The organism is Staphylococcus sp. GDY8P126P, from assembly GCF_017891965.1.
GTDB classification, from domain to species: domain Bacteria; phylum Bacillota; class Bacilli; order Staphylococcales; family Staphylococcaceae; genus Staphylococcus; species Staphylococcus saprophyticus.
Genome location: NZ_JAESKG010000035.1, coordinates 1731 through 2227, shown reverse-complemented (window position 1 = coordinate 2227; position 497 = coordinate 1731). Strand labels below are relative to the sequence as shown.

Annotated in this window: 1 protein-coding gene; it reads right to left on the bottom strand. The window is 31.4% G+C overall.

What is annotated here, in order from left to right; all coding sequences use genetic code 11:
* Positions 1 to 29: 29 nt before the first annotated feature.
* A partial coding sequence (gene isaB, locus KA893_RS13840; protein WP_481906301.1) for an immunodominant staphylococcal antigen IsaB family protein occupies positions 30 to 497 on the bottom strand: 468 nt, incomplete at its 5' end.

The window sequence follows — 497 nt, the reverse complement described above, 5'->3', positions numbered from 1 at the left end:
GAGGTCCTTTTTTATGATGTTATTGAATATTAACTAATCATTACTTTCATTAAATAACCTTGCTTATCGAAAAAGGCTTTGTACATACCGTTGTTTGTTTCGTAAGTCATATATGATCCGTTTTCTATTTGACCTTCATCAGACATGTGATTAGACATATGCTCTTTCTTGAACATATCTTTACTTACTACATGTTTCTTAGTATCGAAAGTGATATGAACGACTTGTCCATCTTTGTTCATATCCACCATTGTGTCATCCAATTTTTTACTTGTAGCAACGTCTTTATCCGCAGCTGCTGTGTTAACTTTGTATCCATCAATCATAACATTATCGTGTTTTAATGCTCTTACAAAATTATAATCTTGAGTGAAATCACCATCATATGTTGTATAACCCGTATAATTATAATAAGGCATCATTGCTTGTTGGTTCATGTTATCCATATTATGGTTCATAGACATATCTTTTTGGTTCATATTACCATTCATGTTATC